The sequence below is a fragment of the Arthrobacter sp. Hiyo1 genome, assembly GCF_001263615.2.
Taxonomy (GTDB): domain Bacteria; phylum Actinomycetota; class Actinomycetes; order Actinomycetales; family Micrococcaceae; genus Arthrobacter.
The window spans coordinates 586,412-588,587 of the sequence record NZ_DF952470.1; the positions used below are offsets into that span (position 1 = coordinate 586,412).

At 60.7% G+C, this 2,176-nt stretch carries 3 protein-coding genes; 2 read left to right on the forward strand and 1 reads right to left on the reverse strand.

The genetic code is table 11. The features are described 5' to 3' along the window. Positions 1 to 74 precede the first annotated feature (74 nt). Positions 75 to 647: a hypothetical protein gene (locus AHiyo1_RS11580; RefSeq protein WP_059388664.1), complete on the reverse strand. Its 573-nt coding sequence runs from the start codon at positions 645 to 647 to the stop codon at positions 75 to 77. Between the two features lie 295 nt (positions 648 to 942). On the opposite strand from AHiyo1_RS11580, the gene AHiyo1_RS11585 reads away from it, so the two are divergent. Both AHiyo1_RS11585 and AHiyo1_RS11590 read left to right on the forward strand, forming a co-directional pair. Then, positions 943 to 1,425, forward strand: coding sequence for a CarD family transcriptional regulator (locus AHiyo1_RS11585; protein ID WP_011690592.1), 483 nt, complete (start codon positions 943 to 945; stop codon positions 1,423 to 1,425). 177 nt (positions 1,426 to 1,602) lie between these two features. Continuing rightward, on the forward strand, positions 1,603 to 2,176 hold a 574-nt coding region (locus tag AHiyo1_RS11590), incomplete at its 3' end, for an IspD/TarI family cytidylyltransferase (RefSeq protein ID WP_059388665.1).

Consider the following 2,176-nt stretch of genomic DNA (forward strand, 5'->3'; position numbering starts at 1 on the left):
TGGGGAGCCCTTCCTTTTTGTCTTCGTGGATCCAGCTTGTTGCCGACCCTAGCGGCCGCTGGCGGCCTAGTGGCCTAGTGGCCGGTTGCGCTTGCGCTCGGCGTCGCGCTGGTGCCCGAGGTCGCACTGCTGCTCGGGGTGGCGGAACCGCTGACCGAGGGGCTCGGAGAAGCGGAAACCGTGGGGAGGTACTTCGAGTATTCCTTCAACGAAGCATCCAGGACCGGGAACTGCACGGTGCGGGAATCGGAGCCGGTCTTGATGGTCACGGAAACCATGGAACCCGGGGCTCCGCCGCTCGTGCTCAGAATCGCGGGGTCGGTGTTCTCGTTGAGGTAGGTCTGGGACTTGGCCTTGACCGGAATAGTCGCCTGTGAGCCGCCTGCGCCACTGATGGTCAGGGTTGCATCGCTCGAGGAAGTGTTGAACACGGCACCAATGACGCGTCCCGGCTTGTTGGCGTCCGTGGAGACGATGAGCATGTTGCGCAGCTGAAGCGAACCGAGGTCATCCCTGACGCCATCAGACGGAGAGTACTGCTCGTTGGTCTGCTGGGGGTTGATATAGCCACAGCCGGTCACGGACAAGAGACCGATGCTGATGGCGGCCGCCGCCATCGCCAGTTTGCCGCGCTGGACACGGTTCATCGCAGTAATGCGCACGACACGTACTCCTCTAAGAGTCATTGGAACACTTTTCAGCCATAGCCTATCGGCAAACTAGCAGGAACAAGGATTCCGATCACCATTGTGGCGGCCCTCCAGAAGGAGTAGGGTCATCCGGAACGCTGCGTCCAATGCACTTTTATGCCCTCCCGTCAAGAGGGTGCCGGAGGGTCGAAAAGGCCATTTTCCGCGTATTTACTGGGCTCAGGACCCCTTTCCGTGCCAATCGTATGCCTTAAGCGTGATAAACTGGTCTGCGGGAAAGGGGAAAGTCCACATGGTTTTTGAGGTCGGCGAGACAGTAGTTTACCCTCACCACGGTGCAGCAAAAATTGAAGAAATCAAGATGCGCACTATCAAGGGCGAAGAGAAAATGTATCTCAAGCTCAAGGTGGCTCAGGGTGATCTGACCATTGAAGTTCCAGCAGAAAACGTAGACCTTGTTGGGGTCCGCGACGTAGTGGGCAAGGAAGGCTTGGAGCACGTATTTGACGTTCTCCGCGCCGAGTTCACTGAAGAGCCCACCAACTGGTCCCGTCGCTACAAGGCAAACCTGGAGAAGCTTGCTTCCGGCGACGTCATCAAGGTTGCAGAGGTCGTCCGCGATCTTTGGCGCCGTGATCACGATCGCGGCCTTTCCGCAGGTGAGAAGCGAATGCTGGCCAAGGCTCGTCAGATTCTGATTTCAGAACTGGCATTGGCTGAGAAGACCGACGAAGAGAAGGCCGCAAGCGTTCTCGACGAAGTTCTGGCTTCCTAACAGAGATTCAAAGATTTGAACCCCGGTAGCAACCTGCTGCCGGGGTTTCCTTTTGCCCGAAAGCTGAGCTCCCAGCGCCGCAGCCCAACCAACTCGCAGTAGGTGTCGTTCTTGGCGCCCAAAACGACACCTAGTGCTAGCTAGTTGGGCCGGTGGGCACCACGTAGGCTTGGGCGCATGACTACACCATCCCAGCGCGAGGCCACCGCCGTCGTCGTCGTTGCGGCAGGCTCCGGTGAGCGGCTTGGCTACGGCATGCCCAAGGCGAAAGTGCCGCTGGGCGGCGAAACGATCCTGACCCATGCCCTTCGCGGCGTCGCGTCCGCCGATGTTGCCCGCCAGATCTGCGTGGCAGTCCCGGCGGGCGATCTGGAAATGCGCGAGCTTTGTGAACAATTCCGCCAAGAGTTGGGCGCTGACGGTCCGCTGATCACCGTGGTCGACGGCGGATCCACCCGTGCCGCTTCGGTCCGGGCGGCCCTTGGGGCGGTCCTTGAGGGAACCCGCGCTGTGCTGGTTCACGACGCCGCGCGTGCCTTGACTCCCGACCGGGTCTTCCACCGCGTAGCCGTTGCGCTGTCGTCGGGCGCCAAAGCGGTCATCCCCGCTATTCCGGTGGTGGACACCGTCAAGATGGTTGCGGAAACGGACGGGGACGACGCCGGAATCGCGCCCGAGATCGTCACGGGCACCGCCCCGCGAGAACAACTGCGCGCCGTGCAGACTCCGCAGGGATTCGACTATGAGACTT

Bases quoted from the DNA above. Each gene is read 5' to 3' on its own strand.
- AHiyo1_RS11580 (WP_059388664.1), bottom strand. From the start codon at position 647: ATGAACCGTGTCCAGCGCGGCAAACTGGCGATGGCGGCGGCCGCCATC.
- AHiyo1_RS11585 (WP_011690592.1), top strand. From the start codon at position 943: ATGGTTTTTGAGGTCGGCGAGACAGTAGTTTACCCTCACCACGGTGCA.